At 69.5% G+C, this 23,325-nt stretch carries 25 protein-coding genes, 1 tRNA gene and 2 pseudogenes; 14 read left to right on the plus strand and 14 right to left on the minus strand.

Going from position 1 to position 23,325, the window contains the following annotated elements; translation table 11 throughout:
* Nucleotides 1-521, minus strand: a pseudogene (locus A5700_RS15990) (copper transporter); the annotation flags it as partial.
* Here A5700_RS15990 and A5700_RS25435 point away from each other — a divergent pair.
* The 4 genes and pseudogenes from A5700_RS25435 to xerD form a co-directional block, all read left to right on the plus strand.
* Nucleotides 517-654: pseudogene (locus A5700_RS25435) on the plus strand (copper transporter); the annotation flags it as partial. The pseudogenes A5700_RS15990 and A5700_RS25435 overlap by 5 nt on opposite strands.
* A gap of 131 nt (nucleotides 655-785) precedes the next feature.
* Complete coding sequence (locus tag A5700_RS15995) at nucleotides 786-2,537, plus strand: CTP synthase (RefSeq protein ID WP_068074531.1); 1,752 nt, start codon at nucleotides 786-788, stop codon at nucleotides 2,535-2,537.
* Nucleotides 2,530-3,153, plus strand: a complete 624-nt coding sequence (locus A5700_RS16000) for an NUDIX hydrolase (protein WP_068074528.1) — start codon at nucleotides 2,530-2,532, stop codon at nucleotides 3,151-3,153. The genes A5700_RS15995 and A5700_RS16000 overlap by 8 nt, the downstream gene beginning before the upstream one ends.
* Nucleotides 3,150-4,091: a site-specific tyrosine recombinase XerD gene (xerD, locus tag A5700_RS16005; protein WP_068074525.1), complete on the plus strand. Its 942-nt coding sequence runs from the start codon at nucleotides 3,150-3,152 to the stop codon at nucleotides 4,089-4,091. The genes A5700_RS16000 and xerD overlap by 4 nt, the downstream gene beginning before the upstream one ends.
* A gap of 27 nt (nucleotides 4,092-4,118) precedes the next feature.
* Here xerD and A5700_RS16010 read toward each other — a convergent pair whose 3' ends face one another.
* On the minus strand, nucleotides 4,119-4,871 hold the full coding sequence (locus tag A5700_RS16010; RefSeq protein WP_068074521.1) for an O-methyltransferase: 753 nt from the start codon (nucleotides 4,869-4,871) through the stop codon (nucleotides 4,119-4,121).
* A gap of 202 nt (nucleotides 4,872-5,073) precedes the next feature.
* Between A5700_RS16010 and A5700_RS16015 the strand changes: the two genes are divergently transcribed.
* From A5700_RS16015 to A5700_RS16045, 7 genes are all read left to right on the plus strand, one after another.
* Nucleotides 5,074-5,937, plus strand: coding sequence for a ParA family protein (locus A5700_RS16015; protein ID WP_068074518.1), 864 nt, complete (start codon nucleotides 5,074-5,076; stop codon nucleotides 5,935-5,937).
* Nucleotides 5,934-6,752, plus strand: a complete 819-nt coding sequence (locus tag A5700_RS16020; protein WP_068074513.1) for a segregation/condensation protein A — start codon at nucleotides 5,934-5,936, stop codon at nucleotides 6,750-6,752. The genes A5700_RS16015 and A5700_RS16020 overlap by 4 nt, the downstream gene beginning before the upstream one ends.
* Nucleotides 6,753-7,457: an SMC-Scp complex subunit ScpB gene (gene scpB, locus A5700_RS16025; protein ID WP_068074510.1), complete on the plus strand. Its 705-nt coding sequence runs from the start codon at nucleotides 6,753-6,755 to the stop codon at nucleotides 7,455-7,457.
* On the plus strand, nucleotides 7,457-8,203 hold the full coding sequence (locus A5700_RS16030; protein WP_068074507.1) for a pseudouridine synthase: 747 nt from the start codon (nucleotides 7,457-7,459) through the stop codon (nucleotides 8,201-8,203). Before scpB ends, A5700_RS16030 begins: the two co-directional genes overlap by 1 nt.
* Entirely contained in the window at nucleotides 8,200-8,886 is a 687-nt protein-coding gene (cmk, locus tag A5700_RS16035) for a (d)CMP kinase (RefSeq protein WP_068074504.1), read from the plus strand. The genes A5700_RS16030 and cmk overlap by 4 nt, the downstream gene beginning before the upstream one ends.
* On the plus strand, nucleotides 8,883-10,283 hold the full coding sequence (gene der, locus A5700_RS16040) for a ribosome biogenesis GTPase Der (protein WP_068074500.1): 1,401 nt from the start codon (nucleotides 8,883-8,885) through the stop codon (nucleotides 10,281-10,283). The genes cmk and der overlap by 4 nt, the downstream gene beginning before the upstream one ends.
* 339 nt (nucleotides 10,284-10,622) lie before the next feature.
* Nucleotides 10,623-10,696, plus strand: a tRNA-Pro gene (locus tag A5700_RS16045).
* Between the two features lie 40 nt (nucleotides 10,697-10,736).
* On the opposite strand, the gene A5700_RS16050 is transcribed toward A5700_RS16045, so the two are convergent.
* The 11 genes from A5700_RS16050 to A5700_RS16085 form a co-directional block, all read right to left on the minus strand.
* A complete protein-coding gene (locus tag A5700_RS16050) occupies nucleotides 10,737-11,426 on the minus strand; it encodes an ankyrin repeat domain-containing protein (RefSeq protein ID WP_068074497.1) in 690 nt (229 codons plus the stop codon).
* A 190-nt stretch (nucleotides 11,427-11,616) separates the two neighbouring features.
* Nucleotides 11,617-12,936 carry an ABC transporter permease gene (locus A5700_RS16055; RefSeq protein WP_231973927.1) on the minus strand — a complete coding sequence of 440 codons (1,320 nt, stop codon included), beginning with the start codon at nucleotides 12,934-12,936 and terminating at the stop codon, nucleotides 11,617-11,619.
* A 102-nt stretch (nucleotides 12,937-13,038) separates the two neighbouring features.
* On the minus strand, nucleotides 13,039-13,338 hold the full coding sequence (locus tag A5700_RS25440; RefSeq protein ID WP_082960666.1) for a DUF1490 family protein: 300 nt from the start codon (nucleotides 13,336-13,338) through the stop codon (nucleotides 13,039-13,041).
* A gap of 130 nt (nucleotides 13,339-13,468) precedes the next feature.
* Nucleotides 13,469-14,143, minus strand: a complete 675-nt coding sequence (locus tag A5700_RS16060) for an ATP-binding cassette domain-containing protein (RefSeq protein WP_082960665.1) — start codon at nucleotides 14,141-14,143, stop codon at nucleotides 13,469-13,471.
* A 321-nt stretch (nucleotides 14,144-14,464) separates the two neighbouring features.
* On the minus strand, nucleotides 14,465-14,914 hold the full coding sequence (locus tag A5700_RS16065; protein WP_231973926.1) for a hypothetical protein: 450 nt from the start codon (nucleotides 14,912-14,914) through the stop codon (nucleotides 14,465-14,467).
* A gap of 250 nt (nucleotides 14,915-15,164) precedes the next feature.
* Nucleotides 15,165-15,758 carry a hypothetical protein gene (locus tag A5700_RS16070; RefSeq protein WP_068074538.1) on the minus strand — a complete coding sequence of 198 codons (594 nt, stop codon included), beginning with the start codon at nucleotides 15,756-15,758 and terminating at the stop codon, nucleotides 15,165-15,167.
* 67 nt (nucleotides 15,759-15,825) lie between these two features.
* Nucleotides 15,826-15,948 carry a hypothetical protein gene (locus tag A5700_RS27435; RefSeq protein WP_369828275.1) on the minus strand — a complete coding sequence of 41 codons (123 nt, stop codon included), beginning with the start codon at nucleotides 15,946-15,948 and terminating at the stop codon, nucleotides 15,826-15,828.
* On the minus strand, nucleotides 15,906-16,523 hold the full coding sequence (locus A5700_RS16075; RefSeq protein WP_197502949.1) for a YafY family protein: 618 nt from the start codon (nucleotides 16,521-16,523) through the stop codon (nucleotides 15,906-15,908). Before A5700_RS16075 ends, A5700_RS27435 begins: the two co-directional genes overlap by 43 nt.
* A gap of 34 nt (nucleotides 16,524-16,557) precedes the next feature.
* Complete coding sequence (locus A5700_RS25445; RefSeq protein ID WP_082960663.1) at nucleotides 16,558-16,845, minus strand: hypothetical protein; 288 nt, start codon at nucleotides 16,843-16,845, stop codon at nucleotides 16,558-16,560.
* A gap of 249 nt (nucleotides 16,846-17,094) precedes the next feature.
* Nucleotides 17,095-17,778: a DUF2510 domain-containing protein gene (locus A5700_RS16080; RefSeq protein WP_068074494.1), complete on the minus strand. Its 684-nt coding sequence runs from the start codon at nucleotides 17,776-17,778 to the stop codon at nucleotides 17,095-17,097.
* Between the two features lie 372 nt (nucleotides 17,779-18,150).
* A complete protein-coding gene (locus A5700_RS16085; RefSeq protein ID WP_068074491.1) occupies nucleotides 18,151-18,612 on the minus strand; it encodes a DUF5994 family protein in 462 nt (153 codons plus the stop codon).
* 261 nt (nucleotides 18,613-18,873) lie between these two features.
* On the opposite strand from A5700_RS16085, the gene A5700_RS16090 reads away from it, so the two are divergent.
* The 3 genes from A5700_RS16090 (at nucleotide 18,874) to A5700_RS16100 (ending at nucleotide 22,171) form a co-directional block, all read left to right on the plus strand.
* Entirely contained in the window at nucleotides 18,874-19,107 is a 234-nt protein-coding gene (locus A5700_RS16090) for a hypothetical protein (protein ID WP_068074534.1), read from the plus strand.
* Nucleotides 19,108-19,280: 173 nt separating this feature from the next.
* Nucleotides 19,281-21,851: a SpoIIE family protein phosphatase gene (locus tag A5700_RS16095; RefSeq protein WP_068074488.1), complete on the plus strand. Its 2,571-nt coding sequence runs from the start codon at nucleotides 19,281-19,283 to the stop codon at nucleotides 21,849-21,851.
* Nucleotides 21,851-22,171 (plus strand): STAS domain-containing protein, encoded by a 321-nt coding sequence (locus A5700_RS16100; protein ID WP_068074485.1) that lies wholly within the window; start codon nucleotides 21,851-21,853, stop codon nucleotides 22,169-22,171. The genes A5700_RS16095 and A5700_RS16100 overlap by 1 nt, the downstream gene beginning before the upstream one ends.
* 65 nt (nucleotides 22,172-22,236) lie before the next feature.
* Here the strand turns inward: A5700_RS16100 and A5700_RS16105 are convergent, their stop codons facing one another.
* Nucleotides 22,237-23,019 carry a GAP family protein gene (locus A5700_RS16105; RefSeq protein WP_068074482.1) on the minus strand — a complete coding sequence of 261 codons (783 nt, stop codon included), beginning with the start codon at nucleotides 23,017-23,019 and terminating at the stop codon, nucleotides 22,237-22,239.
* Nucleotides 23,020-23,325 lie beyond the last annotated feature (306 nt).

A 23,325-nucleotide genomic window follows, 5' to 3' on the forward strand; every position in this document is an offset into this window, starting at 1 on the left:
AGGTCGTGCAGCCCCAGCACCGCGGTGATGCGTCCCGGCGCGGCGTCGACGTCGTCGACCGTGCTGACCGCGGAGTTGATGCCGGCGTCCGCCCGGGCGACCGCCACGGCGGCGCCGCCGGTCGACGAGCCGTCCCGCCCGGCGAGCAGGACCCCCGAGCCGTGCGGCGCCAGCGCCGCGGTGAAACGCGCCACGCTGGCGCCCTGGTTGCCGGCGTCCGGGGCCAGCGCGCCGCCGGTGACGACGAGCGCGGCGTTGGCCGGCCCCAGGTGCTCGGTCGGCTGATAGGTGATGAACCCGGTGTCGCGCAGCGCCGCGAGCACGGTGGCCCGCTGCGTGTCGTCCACGGGCGGCACCGCCGGATTCGGGTTGGCCAGCAGGGCGATGCCCAACAGGTCACCGGCCTGCGAACCCTGGTCGACGAGCTTGGTGCTCAACTGCTGCCCGGCGGGCAGGATCGACGAGTTCACCACGGTCAGCAATTTCTCCGCCGAGTTGGCCTCGACGAACTCCGCGGTCAGCACGGTCGACGACGTCGACGCCGCGCCGGGACGCATCACCGCGGTGCTGGGGCTGCACGACCTGCTCAACGGCGGTCACGTGGGGCAATACGGCACCGGCCACGGTGCCGCCTCGCTCACAGTCGCCCAATAACCGTGCCGTAGCGGGCGTGTTCGCCGCGGCTTGGCGCCGCTGATGTTAGGGTGGGTTTCCGTGGGTCGGCAGGCCCAACTAGTTATTCGCTAGATGAATCGACGCCCTGCCCGTCTTCACGGAGGTCGCCAGTGCGCAAGCACCCGCAATCCGCTACCAAGCACCTCTTCGTCAGCGGCGGCGTCGCGTCCTCGCTGGGCAAGGGGCTCACGGCGAGCAGCCTCGGTCAGCTCCTGACCGCCCGCGGGTTGCATGTCACGATGCAGAAATTGGACCCGTACCTCAACGTCGACCCGGGCACCATGAACCCGTTCCAGCACGGGGAGGTGTTCGTCACCGAGGACGGCGCCGAAACCGACCTCGACGTCGGCCATTACGAGCGGTTCCTGGACCGCGACCTGTCCGGCTCGGCGAATGTCACTACCGGACAGGTGTATTCGACGGTCATCGCGAAGGAGCGCCGCGGCGAGTACCTCGGCGACACCGTCCAGGTCATCCCGCACATCACCGACGAGATCAAGCGGCGCATCGTGGCGATGGCCGAGCCGGACGCCGACGGTCACCGCCCCGACGTCGTCATCACCGAGATCGGTGGCACCGTCGGCGATATCGAATCCCAACCGTTCCTGGAGGCCGCGCGGCAGGTCCGCCACGACCTGGGCCGGGAGAACGTCTTCTTCCTGCACGTGTCGCTGGTGCCCTACCTGGCGCCCTCGGGCGAGCTCAAGACCAAACCCACGCAGCACTCGGTGGCCGCGCTGCGCAGCATCGGTATCACGCCCGACGCGCTGATCCTGCGCAGCGACCGCAACGTTCCCGAGGCGCTGAAGGACAAGATCGCGCTGATGTGTGACGTCGACATCGACGGCGTCATCTCCACGCCGGACGCGCCGTCCATCTACGACATCCCGAAGGTGTTGCACCGCGAGGAGCTGGACGCGTACGTGGTGCGCCGGTTGAACCTGCCGTTCCGCGACGTCGACTGGACCGAGTGGGACGACCTGCTGCGCCGCGTGCACGAGCCGCACGAGACGGTCCGAATCGCGTTGGTGGGCAAGTACGTTGAGCTGTCCGACGCGTACCTGTCGGTCACCGAGGCGCTGCGCGCCGGCGGCTTCTCGCACCACGCCAAGGTCGAGATGGTGTGGGTGGCCTCCGACGACTGCGGGACAACCGCCGGCGCGGCCGCCGCGCTGGGCGACGTGCACGGCGTGCTGATTCCCGGCGGGTTCGGCATTCGCGGCATCGAGGGCAAGATCGGCGCCATCCGGCACGCCCGCGCCCGCGGGCTACCGGTGCTGGGGCTGTGCCTGGGCCTGCAGTGCATCGTGATCGAGGCCGCGCGCTCGGTGGGGCTCACCGAGGCCAACTCCGCGGAGTTCGAACCGGACACCCCCGACCCTGTCATCTCCACGATGGCCGACCAGGAGCACATCGTGGCCGGGGAGGCCGACCTGGGCGGCACCATGCGGTTGGGCGCCTATCCCGCGGTGCTCGAGCCGGATTCCCTTGTGGCCAAGGCGTATCAGGCCACCGAGGTGTCCGAGCGGCACCGGCACCGCTACGAGGTCAACAACAGCTATCGCGACAAGATCGCCGAGAGCGGCCTGCGCTTCTCGGGCACCTCGCCCGACGGTCACCTGGTGGAGTTCGTCGAATATCCGCCCGAGGTGCACCCATTCATCGTCGGCACCCAGGCGCACCCGGAGCTCAAGAGCCGGCCCACCCGCCCGCACCCGCTGTTCGCCGCGTTCATCGGTGCGGCCCTGGACTACCAGTCGGGCGAGCTGCTGCCGGTCGAATTCGCCGAGCACGCGTCCAACGGCACCCCGCATCGAGACAACGCGCAGCGGCAGCTATCCGAGCCCGCGGCCCGTGGCTGATCACGTCTTCGAGACGACGGCGTCCGAAACGCTCTACACCGGAGCCATTTTCGCGTTGCGCCGCGATAGGGTCCGGATGCCCGGCGGGAACGTCGCCACCCGCGAGGTGCTCGAGCACTTCGGCGCCGTGGGCGTGGTCGCCCGCAACGACGACGGCGAGATCCCGATGGTCTACCAATACCGCCACGCGCTGGGCCGGCGCCTGTGGGAGCTGCCCGCCGGCCTGCTCGACGTGGGCGGCGAGCCGGCGCACCTGACCGCGGCGCGCGAGCTCGAAGAGGAGGTCGGGCTGCGGGCACGCACCTGGCAGGTGCTCGTCGACCTCGACACCGCCCCGGGTTGCAGCGACGAGTCGGTGCGCATCTACCTGGCCACCGACCTGACGGAGGTGGACCGTCCCGCCGCGCACGACGAAGAAGCCGACATGACGCTGCGCTGGGTGCGCCTCGACGAGGCGGTGCGCATGGTGTTCGCGGGTGAGGTCGTCAATTCCCTTGCGGTGTCGGGCATTCTGGCCGCCCACGCCGTGCAGACCGGCGTCGCGCAACCCCGTCCGGTGGACACCGTCTGGCGGGACAAGCCCACCCGGTTCGGCGCCCGCAAGGCCGCGCAGTGACGACGGTGGAGCTGGACCACCAACTCCAGGGCTACCTCGACCACCTGACCATCGAGCGGGGCGTGGCGGCCAACACCCTGAGCTCCTACCGCCGCGACTTGCGGCGCTATAGCAAGCACCTGGTGGATCGCGGCATTTACGACCTGGCCAAGGTGGGCGAGAACGACGTCAGCGACTTCCTGGTGGCGCTGCGGCGGGGCGACCCGGACACCGGCGTCGCGGCCCTGTCTGCGGTGTCGGCGGCGCGGGCACTGATCGCGGTGCGCGGTTTGCATCGGTTCGCGGCGGCCGAAGGGCTGGCCGAGCTCGACGTGGCGCGGGGGGTCCGGCCGCCGACGCCGGGGCGTCGGCTGCCGAAAAGCCTGACCCTCGACCAGGTGTTGGCCCTGCTGGAGGCGGCCGGCGGCGAGAGCCCCGCCGACGGGCCGCTGACCCTGCGCAACCGCGCGCTGCTGGAGCTGCTGTACTCCACGGGCGCCCGGATCTCCGAGGCCGTCGGCCTCGACGTCGACGACGTCGACACGCAGGCCAGATCCGTGCTGCTGCAAGGCAAGGGCGGCAAGCAGCGGCTGGTGCCCGTCGGGCGCCCGGCGGTGCACGCGCTGGACGCCTACCTGGTGCGCGGCCGCACCGAGCTGGCCCGCCGCGGCCGGGGCACGCCCGCGATCTTCCTCAACGCGCGCGGCGGGCGGTTGTCGCGGCAGAGCGCGTGGCAGGTGTTGCAGGACGCCGCCGACCGCGCCGGCATTACCTCCGGGGTCTCGCCGCACATGCTGCGACACTCCTTCGCCACCCACCTGCTCGAGGGCGGGGCCGACGTGCGTGTCGTGCAGGAATTGCTGGGCCACGCCTCGGTGACCACCACGCAGATCTACACCATGGTGACGGTGCACGCGCTGCGCGAGGTGTGGGCCGGGGCGCACCCCCGCGCGCAGTAGACGTCGCCGGGCGGTGCGATGGGCCGCTCAGCCTAGGTATTCCGACTCCAGCACCAGGTCGGAGACCAGCGACTGGTATTCCAGGTGCGCCTTGTGCTCGACGGTGTTCCATGACGTGCCCTGCTGGCGGCGCATGTATTCGCGATACTTCGGCGCCCCGGGCACCCGGACGTTGTCGGCGACGACCAGCGACCCCGGATGCAGCCAACCCCGCGCCAGGATGCTCGACAGGTCGTCCAGATAGGCGTCCTTATCGTGGTCGAGGAACACGAAATCCAGTGCGCCGGAAGCGAAGCCGTGATTGGTAGCCAGCTCGTCGAGGGTCCGGCCGCCGTCGCCGATGGTGCCCACCACGCAGGTCACCCGATCGGCGACGCCGGCGTGCGCCCAGATCTGGCGGGCGTTGGCCGCGTTGGCCTCGGCGAGCTCGACCGACACCACCTGTGCGTCCGGTGCGGCCCGGGCGATGCGCAGCGCGCCGTAGCCGCAGTAGGTGCCCAGCTCCAGCGCGAGACGCGGATCGGCGCGGCGCACGGCCGCGTCCAAGATCTGCCCCTTCTCGTCGCCGACGTTGATCAGCAGCGACTCCTCGTAGGCGAACTTGTCGATGGTGGCGAGGGTGTCGTCGACGTCACCCGGCCGGGCGTGACGCAGGACGTAGTCGACCGCGGCGGCCTCGCGGCCGTCGCCGATCTGGCCGGTCGTGGTGATGTTGCGCGAGCCGAGGGCCATCCGCCAGAACGACCACCGCAGCAGGGGAACCCGTCGCTTGAGATCCATAGGCCCAACCCTAGGCCTCACCAGCCGGCCGCCGGCAGCCGCGACTGGTGCTGTTGTGACGGGTGTGAAAGCTCTGCCGGAAACTGCGTCGAAAAGGCTTTTTGTGCGCATATCAGCTGGTCGATTGCCTGCGGGTCGCCCGGTTTCGTCGCGTCGACCCGTTAGACTTTCCTGCGATGTTCACCTTCCGAACACCCCCGCCATGACCGATCAGCCGGACAGCGGCGTCGAGCTCGGGCTGACCGGGCGGCCGCCTCGGGCGATCCCCGAGCCGCAGCCGCGCACCTCGCACGGCCCGGCCAAAGTCGTCGCGATGTGCAACCAGAAGGGCGGGGTCGGGAAGACCACCTCGACGATCAACCTCGGCGCCGCGCTCGCCGAATACGGGCGCCGGGTGCTGCTGGTGGACATGGATCCGCAGGGCGCGCTGTCCGCGGGTCTCGGCGTCCCGCACTACGAGCTGGAAAAGACGATCCACAACGTGCTGGTGGAGCCGCGCGTGTCGATCGATGACGTGCTGATCCAGAGCCGAGTCCGCTACATGGACCTGGTGCCCAGCAACATCGACCTGTCGGCCGCGGAGATCCAGCTGGTCAACGAGGTGGGGCGCGAGCAGACGCTGGGCCGGGCGCTGCACCCGGTGCTGGACCGCTACGACTACGTGCTGATCGACTGCCAGCCGTCACTGGGGCTGCTCACGGTCAACGGCCTGGCCTGCGCCGACGGCGTGGTGATCCCCACCGAGTGCGAGTTCTTCTCGTTGCGCGGCCTGGCGCTGTTGACCGACACCGTGGACAAGGTCCGCGACCGCCTCAACCCCAAGCTGGAGATCAGCGGCATCCTGCTCACCCGGTACGACCCGCGCACGGTCAACGCCCGCGAGGTGATGGCCCGCGTCGTGGAACGCTTCGGCGACCTGGTCTTCGACACGGTCATTACCCGGACGGTCCGATTTCCGGAGACCAGCGTGGCCGGCGAGCCGATCACCACCTGGGCGCCGAAGTCGGCCGGCGCCGCCGCCTACCGCGCACTGGCGCGCGAGTTCATCGACCGTTTCGGCGCGTGACGGGCGGCTCAGCCGCCGGCGAGGCGCCTCCCCAGACCGGCTTTCAGGTCCGCCTCACCAATTTCGAGGGGCCGTTCGACCTGCTGCTGCAGCTGATCTTCGCGCATCGGCTCGACGTCACCGAGGTCGCGCTACACCAGGTCACCGACGACTTCATCGCCTACACCCGCGAGATCGGCGCCCGGCTGGACCTGGAGGAGACGACCGCGTTTCTGGTGGTCGCGGCCACGCTGCTGGACCTCAAGGCCGCCCGGCTGCTACCCGCCGGGCAGGTCGACGACGAGGAGGACCTGGCGCTGCTGGAGGTGCGCGACCTGCTCTTCGCGCGGCTGCTGCAGTACCGGGCGTTCAAGCACGTCGCGGAGATGTTCGCCGAGCTGGAGGCGACCGCGCTGCGCAGTTACCCGCGCGCGGTGTCGCTGGAGGACCGGTTCACCGAGCTGCTGCCCGAGGTGATGCTGGGCGTCGACGCCGAACGGTTCGCCCAGATCGCCGCGATCGCGTTCAGTCCGCGGCCCGCGCCCACCGTCGGCCTGGGGCACCTGCACGAGGTCGCGGTGTCGGTGCCCGAGCAGGCCCGCAAGCTGCTCGAGTTCCTCGAAGCGCGGGGCAGCGGCCAGTGGGCCACGTTCTCCGAGCTGGTCGCCGACTGCGGCGCACCCATGGAGGTGGTCGGCCGGTTCCTGGCGCTGCTCGAACTGTATCGCTCGCGGGCGGTAGCATTCGACCAGTCGGAGCCGCTGGGCGTGCTCCAGATTTCGTGGACCGGTGAGCGTCCGATGAGCGAAGCCTTGGTAGAAGTGCGGGACGAATAGATGAGTGAAGAGCTGTCCGACGTCGATCTCGACTCGGATCTCGCCGGCATCCCCGACATCGCCGAGGCGGCGCCCATGGACGCCGAGGAGCTCGGGTCGGTGCTGGAGGCGCTGCTGCTGGTCGTGGACACCCCGGTCGGCGTCGAGACGCTGGGCGCGGTCACCGGGCAGCCGGTGTACCGCATCGCGGCCCGGCTGCAGCAGATGGCCGAGGAACTCGCGGGCCGCGACAGCGGCATCGACCTGCGGCAGACGGGCGAGGGCTGGCGCCTGTACACCCGCGCGCGGTTCGCGCCGTACGTCGAGAAGCTGTTGCTGGACGGCGCGCGCTCCAAGCTCACCCGGGCCGCGCTCGAGACGCTGGCCGTGGTCGCCTACCGCCAGCCGGTCACCCGCGCTCGGGTGAGCGCCGTGCGCGGCGTCAACGTGGACGCCGTGATGCGCACGCTGCTCGCCCGCGGGTTGATCACCGAGGCGGGGGTCGACGACGACACCGGGGCGGTCACCTTCGCCACCACCGAATTGTTCCTGGAGCGCTTGGGATTGACGTCGCTGGCCGATCTGCCCGACATCGCGCCGCTGCTGCCCGACGTCGACACGATCGAAGACCTCAGCGAATCCCTGGACAGCGAACCGCGTTTCGTCAAGCTGTCCCGCGGTCGGGCGTCCGACGACGCGCCGACCTTCGACGTGGATCGGGATTGATGGTCGACGAAGCGCAGGGCGTGCGGCTGCAGAAGGTGTTGTCCCAAGCCGGGATTGCCTCGCGACGTGCCGCCGAGAAGATGATCATCGACGGCCGCGTGGAGGTCGACGGGCAGGTGGTGACCGAGCTGGGCACCCGCGTCGACCCGGACGTCGCGGTGATCCGCGTCGACGGCGCCCGGGTGGCGCTCGACGAGTCACTGGTCTACCTGGCGCTGAACAAGCCACGCGGCATGCACTCCACGATGTCCGACGACCGGGGGCGGCCGTGCATCGGCGACCTGGTCGAGCGGCGGGTTCGCGGCACCAAGAACCTGTTCCACGTCGGGCGGTTGGACGCCGACACCGAGGGGTTGATCCTGTTGACCAACGACGGTGAGCTGGCGCACCGGCTGATGCACCCGTCGCACGAGGTGGCCAAGACGTACCTGGCGACGGTGACCGGCACGGTCCCGCGCGGGGTCGGCAAAAAGCTGCGCGCCGGAATCGAATTGGACGACGGGCTGGCCCGGGTCGACGACTTCGCGCTCGTGGACGCGATTCCGGGCAAGACGCTGGTGCGGGTGACCTTGCACGAGGGGCGTAACCGCATCGTGCGGCGGCTGTTGGCGGCGGCGGGCTTTCCCGTGGAGGCGTTGGTGCGCACCGACATCGGGCCGGTGGCGCTGGGCAAGCAGCGCCCGGGCAGCCTGCGGGCCCTGAGCCAGGGCGAGGTCGGCCAGCTGTACAAGGCGGTGGGACTGTGAGCGACGACGTGGTGATCGCCATCGACGGGCCCGCCGGTACCGGAAAGTCTTCCGTGTCAAGGGGATTGGCCGCCGAGCTGGGCGCCCGGTACCTCGACACCGGGGCGATGTACCGGATGGTGACGCTGGCGGTGTTGCGGGCGGGGGCCGACCCGGCGGACGCTGAGGCCGTCGGGCGGATCGGGTCGGCGGCGCGGATGTCGGTCGACTACGACCCGACCGGAGACCGGTATTTGCTTGAGGGTGAGGATGTTTCGGCCGAGATCCGCGGTGACGATGTCACCCGGGCCGTCTCTGCGGTGTCGTCGGTTCCCGCGGTGCGCACCCGGCTCGTCGGGCTGCAGCGGTCGATGGCCGAGGGGCCGGGCACCGTCGTCGTCGAGGGCCGCGACATCGGCACCGTCGTGTTGCCCGACGCCCCCGTGAAGATCTTTTTGACCGCGTCGGCCGAGACCCGCGCCCGGCGCCGCAACGACCAGAACGTGGCGGCGGGGTTGGCCGACGACTACGAGGCCGTGCTGGCCGATGTCCGCCGCCGCGACCACCTGGACTCCACCCGGGCGGTGTCGCCGCTGCGCGCCGCCGACGACGCGGTCGTGGTCGACACCAGCGAGATGACCGAGCAGCAGGTGATCGCCCACGCGGTCGAGCTGGTGCAGCAACGAAGCGGAGCGATGCGGTGAGCCAGGACGGCACCTGGAGCGACGAAAGCGACTGGGAGTACGGCGAATCCGGCGGCGACGAGCTGCCGGAGGCGGGGCCCGCGCCGGTGGTGGCCGTGGTGGGCCGGCCCAACGTCGGCAAGTCGACGTTGGTGAACCGGATCCTGGGCCGGCGCGAGGCGGTGGTGCAGGACGTTCCCGGGGTGACGCGCGACCGGGTGTCCTACGAGGCGCTGTGGACCGGGCGCCGGTTCATGGTGCAGGACACCGGCGGCTGGGAACCCGACGCGAAGGGCCTGCAGCAGTTGGTGGCCGAACAGGCGTCGGTGGCCATGCGCACGGCCGACGCGGTGATCCTAGTGGTCGACGCGACTGTCGGTGCGACGTCGGCCGACGAGGCCGCCGCGCGGATTCTGTTGCGGTCGGGCAAGCCGGTCTTCCTGGCCGCCAACAAGGTCGACAACGATAAGGCGGAGGCCGACGCCGCGGCGCTGTGGTCGCTGGGGCTGGGGGAGCCGCACGCCATCAGCGCGATGCACGGCCGCGGCGTGGCCGATCTGCTCGACGAGGTGCTGGCCGCGCTGCCGGAGGTCTCCGAGGTGGCGCCCGCGCCGGGCGGTCCGCGGCGGGTGGCGCTGGTCGGCAAGCCCAATGTCGGCAAGAGCTCGCTGCTGAACAAGCTTGCGGGGGACCAGCGTTCGGTGGTGCACGACGTCGCCGGGACGACGGTGGACCCGGTGGACTCGCTGATCGAGCTGGGGGACCGGGTGTGGCGGTTCGTCGACACCGCGGGCCTGCGGCGCAAGGTGGGGCAGGCCAGCGGGCACGAGTTCTACGCCTCGGTGCGCACCCACTCGGCCATCGACGCGGCCGAGGTGGTGGTGGTGCTGATCGACGGCTCGCAGCCGCTGACCGAACAGGACCAGCGGGTGCTGACCATGGTCATCGAGGCCGGGCGGGCGCTGGTGTTGGCGTTCAACAAGTGGGACCTGGTCGACGAGGACCGGCGCGAGCTGCTGGAGCGCGAGATCGACCGCGAGCTGGTGCAGCTGCGCTGGGCGCCGCGGGTCAACATCTCCGCCAAGACCGGCCGCGCCGTGCAGAAGCTGGTGCCGGCCATGGAGACCGCGCTGGCGTCGTGGGACGCCCGGATCGCGACCGGGCCGCTGAACGCCTGGCTCAAGGAGGTGGTGGCGGCGACGCCGCCGCCGGTGCGGGGCGGCAAGCAGCCGCGCATCCTGTTCGCCACGCAGGCCACCGCCCGCCCGCCGACGTTCGTGTTGTTCACCACCGGGTTCCTGGAGGCCGGGTATCGGCGGTTCCTGGAGCGACGGCTGCGCGAGGCGTTCGGCTTCGAGGGGTCGCCGATCCGGATCAACGTACGGGTGCGGGAGAAGCGCGGGGCGCGGCGGCGCTGAATCGGGTGTGCCTTGCGGGGCCGGCGTCTTCCCGGGGGCCGGTCGTATGTCTGTCTCCCCGGCGTGTGGGCGTCTGTCTCCCCGGCCCCCGGGCGCCTCTTTCCCGGGCCCTGGGCGCCTGCCCCCGGCCCCCGGCCGCCTCTCTGCCAGGACAGGACCGAAGTGCCCGCCTCATAGCGACAACGCGTGCCGGTGCCACCCGTCGCTGCCCGTCCGCCGCGGTTGTCGCTGTGAGGCGGGCACCCGACATGCCAGATGCGGAGCCGGGGCCGCGGAGGTGAAGCGGCCTCGCGCGCATGCGGTAGGCTTTCGACCTGCTGCCGGTGATGCTGGCGGCTGCGGGCTGTGGCGCAGTTTGGTAGCGCACTTGACTGGGGGTCAAGTGGTCGCAGGTTCAAATCCTGTCAGCCCGACAAGACAACGTGGACAGCGACGTCGAGCGCGCCCCATTGGTCATACGAACCCTTCATCCACGAGTATCGCGCCCTCGTGCGTGATGACATGGGCTTGTCCTGATCCACCGGCGACGCGGCACCAACTCAGCGTTTCGACGTATCCCTGGCGCAATCTCATGTCGAAGCCTCCGTACATCCCCGGTATCGCGAACCAGACCCGCTGGTCGGGGGCTTCATGAAAGACCTCCACAGAGGGATAGCGCAGAATCTTTCGGAGGTCGCGGTCGGGGTAAAGCTCCTGTACGCGGCCATCAATGACCTGAGCCAGGTTTGTGTCGAGTGCGCGGATGCGTGCGGTTGTCAGCGGTGATGGAGGCGGAAGCAGAAGCTGACGGAGATCGTCGGGGTGATCGTGCTCCACTGCGATGTCGTACGCGGTACGTCCGTGTGCTTCTTTCAGCGATCGCAGCGCGCCGCGTTCGATCAGCTCGGAGACGACGTCCGTCGGTGCTCCATGCCAGGCCGCTTGATGCAGAACCGTGAATAGGGATTTGCCGCCGGGCCGCCATTGGTTCGCGTCGACCTGATGGTTCGTGTTGGGCGGGTGGCTGGGCTCGTCGAGCATGTTGAGGACCGTCGACCAGTCACCGACCTTCGCCGCATCGGCCAGACGGTTCCACGATTGAACCACCGGACCATCTACTAAGGACTGGTCCAGGATGCCGTGCCACGCCAATGACTCCTGCATGGAGCGAGATTACGTTTGGGCGGACGTCAGCATCTGCTGTTCGACGACGCAGGGCGGCAACGGGAATAGGCCGCACCGAGCCACGGACTCCGGTCGCCACTTGGGAAGGCGCGCTTCGCCACTCGCACATGCAGCTCGCCAAGTTTGGCGACAACTCGCGGCGATGAACACCACCGACGTTCCCGGCCGGTCAGCGGTCGTCGGGCGGGTTTATTTGAATCAGGCGTTGCGCGTCGTCGAAGAGTGACTCTTCTGCGACGCGGGTCGCTACGAGCGCTGCCAGCGCGCTGGCGGCGAGCTGCATGTACATCACCACGATTTGATAGCGGATCGCGGTCAGCGGATTGATGCCTGCCAGGATCAGTCCGGTCATGGCCCCGGGCAAGCTGATCAGCCCAACGACCTTCGTCGAGTCGATGGCGGGAATCAACACGGTGCGCAGGGCGGAGCGTTGGTAGGGCAGGATCGCCTGTCGCCCGGATTGGCCTAGGGATAGACGGGCTTCGATGGCTGGCTGCGAGTGGTGAATTTCTTGGTCGAGCCGCCCCAACGCGCTTCCCGCCGCCAGCATGGCCGACGAGACAATCATGCCGCCAACCGGAACAATCACGCGCGTCTCGGCGGCGATGACCCGTCCGGCCAACAGCGTCCCGAGGGTGAAGGCTGTGCTGGTGGCGACGCCGCTAGTGGCGGCGACCCTGGCCTGGGGCAGTTCCGGAGCGCGGCGGCCGGCGACCTGCCCGGCGATCACCACCATCCCCGTCACCCATCCGGCCGCGCCGAGCAGCCGCGTCTGCTGAAACAAGACCCGAAGAAGTGCGCCGGCTGCGACCAGCTGCACCGCGGCGCGGGCGGCAGCGACGACGATCTCCCGCGTCAGACCCAGCCGCCGCCGATAGGCGATAGTTCCGGCGACCGTGACCAACAGCAGCGATACGACCACGCCGCCCCAGGTCGGGACGGCCGGCGCCGAAGTGGCCAGCACGACAAGGGCGGACGCGGGCCGCCGAAATCGCAGGCGACGAGATCCACCCGGCTGACGACTCACCCCCGCCGCCCACAGTTTCATCGAATGAAGGCCCACACCGGTCACTTTGACCGCTACCAGCCCAAGCGGCAGAGCCACCCAGGTCCACCGCCGGCGGGGTCGGAGTGCGCAGCGCTTGACCTCGTTATCAAGCCGCCGGGGGCCGCCGGGTAGCGCGACGTCATAGCCGAGACGGTCCAGCGCCGCACGTAGCCTCTGGATCTCCGGCGGCGCCTCTGTCGCGCCGCGCTGTGGATTCAATAGCGTGTGCGTAAGCCCGCCGAGGATCTTGTTCACCACGCCGTTCTGAACGCGAGCAGAACCAGCGCGTGAAGCATGCGAGCCGCCCGGAACGTTCTGGGCCCTGGCAATCGCTGACAGAACGGCCTCGGTATCGCATTCTCGGGGCGCGTACCAGATCACTACAGATGCGGTACGCGGATATGCGCGCACCGCACGCACACCGGTCACCGTGGCGACCATCTCCTCGATGCTTGCGGCCAGGCCGAATCGTGCTGAAATCCCATGGCCTGCACCCGCATCCGCCCCGCCGCAGCGGAGACAACCGTCGGTCTGAGGCGAGGTTCAGTGCTCTGCATCGGCAGCCTCCGCGAGCCTGAATTCCGGTTGAGCCGCCGTCGGTGAACTTTGGTTATCGATGCGCTCCGCGGCCTCGGCGACGACGTCGGCGACCGCTAGTCGCGCCCGCGCGGCGCTTACCTCGGCCTCGCGCGCAACGCGCAGACCCCAAGCCGTCACGGAAACGGATGCCGCGCGTAGCGGGTTCTTCGCCGCCACCTTGCGTAACCCTTCGTAGGCCACCGCTCCGACCACCCCGGTGACCACGGTGGGTGCCGCCTTCGCTAAGACCCCTTGCCATACCATCGCGCTCGCTCCTTCCCATCGTTCCCTCGACCATTTCCGGATTCTCTACGGCGTTGCCAGCCAGCGGTCCTCGGCCGCCACTTCGCAAAGGGCGCCTCCTGCGACTAGTCGCCACCGGTTGGCGTCTCGATCATGAGGTCGTACACAGATCCAGATCGTCGGGGCAGTGGTGAGTGTCAAGGCGACCTTCGGTCAAGACCAGGATGTGCGCGGCGACGCTCTCGATGAGCGAGTGGTCATGGCTGACCAGCACCACGGTTCCGCCCGCGCAGACTTGGTTGCGTATCAGCGCGGCAATGATTCGGGTTGAGGCGTCGTCGAGCGCCGACGTCGGCTCGTCGAGCAGCAGGATGTCCGGCTCAACCGCCAGCGCCCGCGCGAGACAGACCCGTTGCGCCTCCCCACCGGAGAGTTCCGCGGTTGCGCGCTCGGCGAATTCCGGTGCCAGCCCCACGCGCTCGAGCAATTCGACCGCACCTGCCTCAGGCAAGTCGGGACGTCCGACGCGGACCTCGTCGAGCACTCGGTGGGTCAACAACACCGCGGCTTGCGCCACCAGGCCAATACGCCGCCGCAACGCCAGGACGTCCATCTCGGCGATGGGCACACCGCCGAGCGTCACGCGTCCGGCCGTGGGTTCGATGAGCCGGTTCATCAGTCGGAGCAGTGTCGATTTTCCGGCTCCGCTGGCACCCGTCACCGCGGTGCACCGGCCTGCAGGAATGCTGGCACTCACCTCCGCCAGGAGCGTAGCCGAGCCGCGGGTCACTGTGACCTGCTCGAGCCGAAGACCCTCCATGCGCATCAGCTGTGCTCTAGTTCTGCGTAACCACGGAAACAACGACCAGCCCGCAACCGCCTCTGACGGTTAACGATTCACCTTCGGTCAGGTGTCGCCGGCGCTGCCGCCCAGTGGTCCGAAGCTCAGTGGTCACCTCAAGCCTTGACGTTGTATCCGCGCGGTGATGCCCGCTGACAGCGGCCTCGTGCGAATGGGGGGCGAGTGTGCGCATATGCACGACAGCGTAGAAACGGGCCGCTGAGAAGTCGTTGAGAAAGCCGCGCTCGTTCGGTGCCGCCAATCGACCGATCACAACGCCGACGCCAACGTCGGAAACCGCGGTCATCATGCGGGGCACGCCGCTTGGAGGGCTTGGCCGGCTTTGTGGGTCTGAGCGGCGTAGTCAATGTAGGCGCGCTGGAAGTCCTGGCTCGCTGCCGAGCTGTCGCCCGATCCGTTCTGTGACTGTCCCGAAATGGTCTGGCGCCACACGGCGAGCATTCCTTCATCGAGATTGATCACAGCGTAGGCCTTTTCGCGCAAACCAGAATCGTGGATCTGGTCAGCGTATTGGCGCAGGCGGATTACGCGAGTCTGGTACGCATCCACGAGCTTCTGCGGGTCCTCGACGCCGGTTGGGATGAGATCGCGCATCCGCGCGCTCTCGGCTCTCGAGTACTTGAGCATGTCGTTGACGACCGCGCAATCAGGCTTCGGACTCGGCCTCAGGTACAGCCACACCGAAAGGCCGGCCACGGCCAGGACCAGCACGCCAGCGGCCGCCGCGGTGAGCAAGCTGCGCCTCGTCGCCACGAGTCATCGCCACAGGCTCGGGGAAACGCGTGGCGGGCTGTCGCTATCGAGGTCGAAGACGGTGTCTATGTTTTGATCCTATTCCTCACTCGCTTTGACAGCGCGCACGGTGGCAGCCAGCAGCACGGGCGGTGTGTCACCCTGGAACCAGTACTCGTCGCGCGGCGCTGGCGATGACGACGAATCCGCGCACTTGGGTCATTCACCTGGCAAATCGCGGAAGCAGCAACTCTCAATAGCGGAACGCCCGCGCGCCGGTGACCGACCAGATCGGGTGCACGTCGCCGTCGCGGACGGCCAGCAGATCCACGCCACCTGCACCGTCGGAAGTGTTGCGCAACAGCGCGATTCGACCGCATGACTCGTCGACGATCAGTCGCCGATGCACGACGTAACCCATCGCCGCAGCCCACCGCGACGCCAAGGTGGTCAGCTTCTCTCGGTCCAGGAGGTCACCGGGCGGCGGGTCCGGCGCATCCCGACGCGGACCCAGGAACGTCCAGTTTTCCCTAATGCGCTTGCCCTGCATCACGTTAACGTCGATCCCGGTCAACACGGTCGCATCGGGGAACGTGACGTCCCACAGGTAGGCGAATGCGTCGCCGTCGACCACATACAGGCGCGGGACGAAGACGTTCACTTGGCGGCCTCGATACGCGGTGACGAACGCTTCCTGTTGAGCCGGGCCGATGACGGAATCGAGGTCCGGGGCGTTGGCGAACCACTGCACGCAGTCGTCGGTCATCAACTCGTAAGCCAGCGCGGGCTTTTCGTTCCACATGCGGCACCAGCTCGTGGCCAGTTCGGTTGCTTCTGCGATATCCATGCCCATCACTGTGGCAACCGTTGGCGACAACGTCGTGTCGGTGTTTGAGGTCACATTCTCCCGACGGTCAGCCGTGCAGCGGCGCCGCCCCGATCCGGTCGAGCTCCGCGCCGAATTCCACCTCGCGCACCGGGGCGTGCTCATCGGTCAGCCTCGCCCCGACGATCCGGTCGAGCCGAAAGCCTCGCACACCGGCGCGTAGCCGGCACCAGCCGACCAGACCCCCCCGGCCGGGGCCCACAGCAGGCCCAGCGGTTCGACGTCGCGGCATGTGCGGGCGCCGTCGCGGCTCTCGTAGTCGAGGTGCAAGACCCGATCCGCCGCGATCGCCTGCGCCACGGCGTCGTTGATCGCGACCCGAACCCGTGGCGACTCCTCGCCGACCGTGTGCACGCGCGCCGCCAGCGACTCCTCGCGACGGCGCACGTCAGCGGGCAGCACCGCGAGAACCTTGTGCGCAGCGACGCGTGCCGACGCCGCGAACGGCGAATCGGTGACCGAGCGCAACGCCACACTGATCGCCAACGCCTCGGTCGCGGTGAGCGTCACCGGCGGCAGCGTGCGATCGCGGTCCAGGAAATAACCGCCGGCGCGGCCCACGCCGCCGCGGATCGCGACACCCGACTCGCGCAGCGCCGTCAGGTCACGCTCGATGGTGCGAGTGCTGATCTCGAACCGCTTGGCGAGCCAGGCGGCTGTTCGCGGCCGTGGCGACACCGCCCGCAGTTCCTCGACGATCGCGTACAACCGGTCCGCACGGTTCACCGCCCGAGCGTATTACCCCCGAAACGAACCGGCGTCAGGGCTGGGGCGGTGGGGGTGGCGGCGCCGGCGGGTTGTCCCAACTCCCTGGAGTGCCGGCGGGCACCTGCATCCCGAGCCAATTGCACGGCATCATCGACCGCCACGCGATGAACGCGCACTGTTGCTCGGGTGTCAACGGGCTGGGGCCCGCACAGGGCGGTGTTCCCGGCGTCCCGCAGATCGGGTCGGCCAATGCCGTTGGCGCGGAGGCGAAACCGGCGGCCGCGACCATCAGCGCGCCGGCGGACAGAGTGCTGGTGGTCAGACGACGGATGCGGTCCATGGTCCCTCGAATCGGTAGCCCCTGGGCGAATAGTAAGCCCAGCTCAGGCCCCGTGGTGGCGGTTTGAACGAGGGCAGCCACAACCCAGCTAGCTAATGGTGCGGCGGCCGCTCGTCGTGAAGGCGGCCCTCGTCCGACGCCGCGCGCATCTGGTCCTCGTCGCCGAACCTCTCCAAGTCCTCGGCCGTCACGCGCGGCGGCTTGGGAGCAGGCCGGGAGGGCGGGGGATCGGACGGCACGGCCGCAAGCCTACGGCTGGAAGGCCGGCAACACCGTGCCGGAATCGCGGATCTCCCAGATGCTGGCCTTGCTGATGCCGTCGAAGTTGATCTTGTCGAGCGTCGCCCGCGAATAGGTGAGGTCGATCGCCACCTGCGTCGAGGTGTTGCCGTACGGGTCGGTCATGGGGAAGGTGCCCTGCACGTTGACGGCGGACGCGTCGGGATAGGTCGCCCGCGCGTACTTGAGGATGTCGATGGTGTCCGTCCGGGCGCCGTCCCTGATCAGCTGCTCGGTGTAGTTGTCGCGGATGGCGAACCGGGCGTCGACCACATCGCCGTTCGGGCCGGGCGCGGCCGTGAAGGTGACCCCGTCCGGCTTCTTGGGGCCGGCCGGCGTCGGGGGTGCCGCCTCGGTGGGCGTCGCCGGCGCGGCCGCGCTGGGACCGACCGACGACGGCATCTGGTCGTCCTTCTTGTCGTTGAAGCCCCAGCTTCGACCGACGATGACGAGCAGCACGAGCACGCCGAGCACGGCCAGGGCCAACGCCGCCTTGCCGGGAACGCCCTTCTTCGGGGGATCGGTGGAAAAGGCCCACTCGCTGGTCCAGCTGGTGCCGTCGAAATACCGCTGCAGACCGTGGCCCACGCCCGCGGGGTCGGGGTACCAGCCCGGCGCCGACTTCGGCGGAGGCGGCGCCTGTTCAGATGGCATCTCTCTATTTTCGTCGTGACGGAGACATCGTTGCTACCCGCGTGCGGCGAAGCTCGCCTCGTGAGCCGCCATTGCTCGTGCCCTTTCAGTCCTCGCGATCCGGCTCGGTCAGTTCCGGCGCGTTCTCGCGGGTCGCCATTCCACCTTCGCGGCCGTGATCCGCGGGGCCGGGGCGACCACCCTTGGGCTCGTCCTCGTCTGACTCTGAATGCTTACCCATCGCCATTCCCCTCGATCGAAAGGTGTACCCGCGGCGGCACCATCGAAGATTCCGAGCCAGAACGCTGGGATCCCGAGCACCCGCGGCATCCAGCCTAGGCGCCGAACGCGGGCGACGGCGGCGGGCTCGACCTTGGCGAGGGCGCGCCGGCGCTACTGCGCGGCGCCGGACTCCCGTGCACGGGAACGCTGCCGCCGTGCGACGTGCAGGATCGAGTCGGCGGTCAGGTACACGGCCTTGGTTCGGTCGGCGGCTTCGACGTGCAGGCCCGCGGCGCACCGCAGCACCATCAGTGCCAGCCCGCTATGGGTCGCGTAGGAAACGACGAGCAGGTTCACCCGCTCCGCTGAGCCGTCGAAGGTCATCACATGTTGCGGGCGTTGCTCCCACCCGGGCCAATTGAAGTCGGGCGGTCGCTGCAGCGGCGACCAGTTGACGCTGATCGCGGAGATCTCGCCGAGGCGAGGAGTCAAACCGGCGATGAGCCCCGGCAGTTCGTTGGCGATGCGGTCGGCGCGGGGCCACCAGGCGCCGTCGATGTCGCCGCCCAACTCGCGGGCGAGGGAGAACCGCACAGGGTTGGCCGGATGCCAACCGCGCAGGGGAATGGTCATCGCCCGGCAACGTGTCGGGAGCGGGAAATGCGGGCGGGCTGCACGGGCGATTCCTTCGGTTGAGGCGCTCGCCGCGCGGACGCGCAGCGTGCGGAGGAATCGCGTTGCCGTGTGGTCATGGTTCGCGCGCCTGCGGTGCGCCCACCGTCGACAACGAAGTCGACAACGAAAAGGCTCACCCACCACGTTACGCCAACAGCATCGGTCCATGCGCCAGGTGGTTCGCAGCGTAGGGTGGCGTCAACAGACAGGGTGGACAACATGGCAATCGACAGCTGGTCCGACGCGTCAGAGATCCATCCGTCGAAGATCCGAGTCGGCGATGTCATCGGGACGCGGCGCCCCACCGGGGCACGCCTCACGGTCAAGATGATCAGCAGTCCGCAGGCGGGCACCCGGTTGTGGACGTTCTTCAGCCAAGACGCCAACGGCCAACAGCGAACCAGCACATTCGGCGAGGACGACATGGTGCGCAGGTACGCCGCAGCGTCGTGACGAGGTGATTCGGCGGCCGACTCCCGCTGGATTTCACGCCGATCGCTCGGCCGTGGCTCGGGGTGCGGACCGCGCCGCACCTGCATCGCGGTACCGTTTGGTTCAACCTGCGGCCAGCGGCGCCATGCCGGCCGACGCACTCAGCCCGAGTATCAACGATTAGGTTTGTATCTATGGCCGACGACGGGGGCGACTCCGCCTTCACCTGGCAGGGCCGGCGTGACCAGGTGAGCCGGGTGCACGAGCAGCTCGACGAGCTGGTCGCTGCGCGCGACCAAATGGAGCAGCTGGTCCGGGTGATCGTCCAAATCGGCTCGGACCTGGACCTGGACGTGACGCTGCACCGCATCGTCGACGCGGCCCTGGAGCTCACCGGCGCCCGCTACGGCGCGTTGGGCATCCGCGCGGCCGACGGCAGCCTGGTCTCGTTCGCGCACGTGGGCATCGACGACGACACCGCGCGCCGCCTGGGCGCGCTGCCCGTCGGCGAGGGCGTCCGGTTCAACGACGTCACCGAGCATCCGCAGGTCGCCGACCTCGTGTCGCACGGCGCACCGTTCCGGGCGCTGCTCGGCATCCCGATCACCGTGCGGGCGGCCGACTTCGGCAGCCTGTATCTCGCCGACGACCGGCCCGGCCGAATCTTCTCCGACATCCAGGAGGCCGCGGTCAGGGCGATGGCGACGGCGGCGGCGGCCGCCATCGACAACGCGCGGCTGTTCGAGCGGGAACGCGAAGCGGCCAAGTGGACCAAGGCCAGCCGCGAGATCACCACCGCGCTGCTCTCCGGCGCCCCGCAGACCGGGCCGTTGCAACTGATCGTCAACCGAGCGCTCGACCTGGCCGACGCCGAGCAGGCCATCCTGCTGGTGCCGCGGGAATCGGACCTGCCCGCCAACCACGTCGACACCCTGGTGGTGGCCGCTACCGCGGGCCGCTACAGCTCCGAGGTCATCGGCCGCGAGGTGCCCATGGACGGTTCGACCACCGGCGGCGTCGCGCGCCGCGGCCTGCCGTTGATCACCGACTCGTTCCAGTACCCGATCGAGGGCTTCACCGACGTCGGCGAGCGCTCGGCGATCGTCATGCCGCTGATCGCCGATGAGCGGGTGCTCGGCGTCATCGCCGTCGCGCGCCACCCGCTCCAACCGCCATTCGGGGACGACTACCTCGAGTTGGTCAGCGACTTCGCCCGGCACGCCGCGCTCGCCCTCGCGCTGGCGGCCAGCCGTGAGCACGCCCTCAACCAGCAACTCGCACAGGCCGATACCCTCGACGACGCGTTGCGCGCCGCGGCCGAGGAATTACGCCGCCTGTGGCGGGCGCGGCGCGTGCTGGCCGTGACCTTCCCGACCCGCAGCTCGTCGAGCGAAAACTCCTACGGAGCACCGCAAGTCGTATCCGTGGGGGAGTTCGCCCAATGGGCCGACCTGTCGGCGGAAACGCAGCGGGTGCTGGGCGTGCTGCGCGACGGGGACCTGCTCACGCCGAACGCGACGCGGCCGGGGACGGCGGGCATCGCCTTGCAACACCCCGAGGGGGTGCTGGTCGTCTTGATCGACCTCGCCGAGCAGCGCCCCTTCACCCTCGAGGACCAGACGCTGCTGACGGTGCTGGCGGGGCGGCTCGGGCAGGGTCTGCAGCGGGTCCATCAGGTGGACCAGCAGCGCGAGACCGCCCTGGCGTTGCAGCACGCCATCCTCGGGCCCGCCGAGCTGCCCAACGGGTTCGCGGTGCGTTACCAGGCCGCGAGCCGGCCCCTGCAGGTGGGCGGCGACTGGTACGACGTCGTCGACCTCGAGGACGGGCGCATCGCGATGGTGGTCGGTGACTGCGTCGGTCACGGGCTGGCCGCCGCGACCGTGATGGGCCAGGTGCGCAGCGCCTGTCGCGCGCTGCTGTTCGAAAACCCCAGTCCGGGAGCAGCGTTGGCGGGCATGGACCGTTTCGCGGCGCGGCTGCCGGGCGCCCAGTGCACCACCGCGGTGTGTGCGGTGCTCAACCCCGAAACCGGTGAACTGGTGTACTCCAGCGCGGGCCACCCGCCGCCCATCCTCGTGCACGCCGACGGCGCCACCCGCAAGCTCGACGAGGGCCACACCATCGCGCTCGGGGTGCGGGCCGACTGGCCGCGCCCGGAAGCCCGCGTCATCATGCCGCCGCGCTCGACGTTGCTGTTCTACACCGACGGCCTGGTCGAACGCCGGCGCAGCGCCCTCGAGCAGGGCATCTCGCGAGCCACCGAGTTCGTGCAGGAAGGCCGCGCCTCCCGGCTGGACCAGCTGGCCGACCAGATCATGTCCGGCCTTGCGCCCGACGGCGGCTACCAAGACGACGTCGTCCTCTTGCTCTACCGCCACCCGGCCCCGCTGGAGCTGGAGTTCCCCGCGGACGTCAGCCATCTCGCGCCGGCGCGCTCGGCGCTGCGCAGCTGGCTGACCCGCGCCCGGATCAGCCCGGACGAGACGATGAACGTGCTCGTCGCCGCGGGGGAGGCCGTCGCCAACGCGATCGAACACGGGCACCGCAACCATCCGGAGGGCATGATCTGCCTGCGCGGCACGCTCCTGGTCGACCACGTGGAGCTGACCATCAGCGACACCGGTTCCTGGAAGCCGCCGCAGCCGGCCACCAGCCAGCACCGCGGCCGCGGCATCGCGCTGATGCGCGGGCTCATGCAGGACGTCACCATCGACCCCGACACCGACGGAACCACCGTCCACCTATCCGCGAGGATCAGCTGATGGCCACGACGCTCACCCTGGACACCGCGCGCCGCAACACCGGGGAACTCGTCCTGGTCGCGGCGGGGGAGATCGACCTGAGCAACATCGACGCGTTCAACAACGCGCTGGCCTCCGCGAGCGCCGCGGCGGTCGGCACCGGCGAACCGCTGGTCGTCGACCTCAGTGCGGTCGAGTACCTCGACAGCGCCGCCATCAACGCGTTGTTCTTGCGCGCCGACCACATCCAGCTCATCGCCCACCCGCTGTTGATGTCCACGTTCACCATCAGTGGCCTGAGCGAATTGGTGTCCATCAGCGCTGCGCAGCCCAACGGCTAACCCGCCGAACAATTTTGACGGTGTTGGCGTGGGCCGCCCGGCCACCACGGCCAGGCGCCGCATCCCTACCGGCCGCCCAGGCCCTCGGCCAGCTGCGAGACGCCGACCACCGCGAACATGACCAGCAGAATCTGTAGGTGGTGGGCGCGCACCCAGTCGTGCAGCACCTGCAGCAGCGCATGGGTCTTCGCCGGCCTCGCCAGGTAGCCGACGAGGATGACCTCGACGACCGCGTACATCAGCGCGATGAACGCGAGCGCGGCCCCGGCCTGCGCCGCCAGGGACGCGCCCGAGGCCGCGATGATCGCGACGATGAACAGCACGCCGTCGACCGGCACGGAGATCATCCCGATCACCCAGGCGACCCACGAGGAACCGTCATCCCACGCGGCGCGGATGCGCCGCAGCAGGCGGCGCAGCGGCGACCCGGCCCCGTCACCGCCGTCGGCGTCCGCGGCGCGGGTCAGCAGTCGGGGGATGGGGATCGCGGTGGGCGCCGGGTCCGCGCCGCCGGTCACCGCAACGGGCGCGCGTCGACGCTGCACCAGGCGCACCGCCACCGCGGCGGCGATCAACAGCCCCACCACACCGAGGCCGATCTGGATATGCCCGAGCGTGGAGCCGCTGCCCCGCGACGCCGACCGGTGCCCGGTCGACCCGAACAGTGATGTGAAGTTGAGCACTGCCAGCGGCAGCAAGAGCTCGGGCACGCAGACCGTGAGACCGCCGGCCCAGTAGGCCAGCAGGCTCGGGCCGGGGCGGGGGCGCGAGATCATCAGGAGGGCGAGTCCGAGCCGGATCGGATTGAGCGCCGCCAGGATGCCCAGACCCAGCACTGACCCCCACATGGCCGCGACTTTACCCGCGCCCGGCGCGGGCGAAGGCTGCCGGCAGTCCGACCCTTGCTGCGGCGCGCCGGCGGACGCGTTGTGCTCGCCTGGATTCTGGACGCGCGAATTGGCATCGTGTGCAATTGGTTTCGGACACACTGCGTGACCTGACTCACACCGGCGGCGGCGCGGGGTCCAAGGTCAGCGATCGGTGTGGCACGGGCGTGGAGACGTCGACGAAAGCCACGACGGAAGCTCGGCGATGCTTCGGCTACTGTGCGACGCGCGACTGCGACCGCAGTCGCCCATGGGATGGCACGCCGG

It is taken from the genome of Mycobacterium sp. E1214, assembly GCF_001666755.1.
Classification (GTDB): Bacteria; Actinomycetota; Actinomycetes; order Mycobacteriales; family Mycobacteriaceae; genus Mycobacterium.

Coding starts and splice junctions, on each gene's coding strand:
- A5700_RS16010 (WP_068074521.1), bottom strand. CDS start 4,871: ATGGATCTCAAGCGACGGGTTCCCCTGCTGCGGTGGTCGTTCTGGCGG.
- A5700_RS16015 (WP_068074518.1), top strand. CDS start 5,074: ATGACCGATCAGCCGGACAGCGGCGTCGAGCTCGGGCTGACCGGGCGG.
- scpB (WP_068074510.1), top strand. CDS start 6,753: ATGAGTGAAGAGCTGTCCGACGTCGATCTCGACTCGGATCTCGCCGGC.
- A5700_RS16030 (WP_068074507.1), top strand. CDS start 7,457: ATGGTCGACGAAGCGCAGGGCGTGCGGCTGCAGAAGGTGTTGTCCCAA.
- A5700_RS16050 (WP_068074497.1), bottom strand. CDS start 11,426: ATGCAGGAGTCATTGGCGTGGCACGGCATCCTGGACCAGTCCTTAGTA.
- A5700_RS16055 (WP_231973927.1), bottom strand. CDS start 12,936: ATGGTCGCCACGGTGACCGGTGTGCGTGCGGTGCGCGCATATCCGCGT.
- A5700_RS25440 (WP_082960666.1), bottom strand. CDS start 13,338: ATGGTATGGCAAGGGGTCTTAGCGAAGGCGGCACCCACCGTGGTCACC.
- A5700_RS16060 (WP_082960665.1), bottom strand. CDS start 14,143: ATGCGCATGGAGGGTCTTCGGCTCGAGCAGGTCACAGTGACCCGCGGC.
- A5700_RS16070 (WP_068074538.1), bottom strand. CDS start 15,758: ATGGATATCGCAGAAGCAACCGAACTGGCCACGAGCTGGTGCCGCATG.
- A5700_RS25445 (WP_082960663.1), bottom strand. CDS start 16,845: ATGGACCGCATCCGTCGTCTGACCACCAGCACTCTGTCCGCCGGCGCG.
- A5700_RS16080 (WP_068074494.1), bottom strand. CDS start 17,778: ATGCCATCTGAACAGGCGCCGCCTCCGCCGAAGTCGGCGCCGGGCTGG.
- A5700_RS16085 (WP_068074491.1), bottom strand. CDS start 18,612: ATGACCATTCCCCTGCGCGGTTGGCATCCGGCCAACCCTGTGCGGTTC.
- A5700_RS16090 (WP_068074534.1), top strand. CDS start 18,874: ATGGCAATCGACAGCTGGTCCGACGCGTCAGAGATCCATCCGTCGAAG.
- A5700_RS16095 (WP_068074488.1), top strand. CDS start 19,281: ATGGCCGACGACGGGGGCGACTCCGCCTTCACCTGGCAGGGCCGGCGT.
- A5700_RS16100 (WP_068074485.1), top strand. CDS start 21,851: ATGGCCACGACGCTCACCCTGGACACCGCGCGCCGCAACACCGGGGAA.
- A5700_RS16105 (WP_068074482.1), bottom strand. CDS start 23,019: ATGTGGGGGTCAGTGCTGGGTCTGGGCATCCTGGCGGCGCTCAATCCG.